General features: G+C 35.0%; 1 protein-coding gene. It reads right to left on the bottom strand.

Annotated features, from left to right (window positions below):
* Positions 1-254: DNA polymerase III subunit beta family protein (locus Q4528_RS14810; protein ID WP_512701002.1), on the bottom strand; the 254-nt coding region annotated here is incomplete at both ends.

The following is a 254-nucleotide window of genomic DNA, read 5'->3' as shown; positions in this document are numbered from 1 at the left end:
ATGTTAGCATCTGCTACAGGGATTTCTCTTTTTGCCAAACGATGACTGTCTGTTGCTGTAAAAGATAGAACTTTGTCAACTAATTTCAAATTAACGCCTGTCAAAATTGGTCGAGTTTCCATTGTGGATACTGCAAATACAGTTTGTTTAATCATACTTTTCAACAGATCAATTGGCATTTCAAAGCTATCATCCGTTTGTAGCTTAGGTAATAGTGGATATTCCTCTGCATCTTGACCATTTAGATTAAATTC

The organism is Staphylococcus pasteuri (assembly GCF_030547725.1).
Classification (GTDB): Bacteria; Bacillota; Bacilli; order Staphylococcales; family Staphylococcaceae; genus Staphylococcus; species Staphylococcus pasteuri.
The sequence above is the reverse complement of the archived record's forward strand: the minus strand, read 5'-3'. Positions and strand labels throughout refer to the sequence as shown.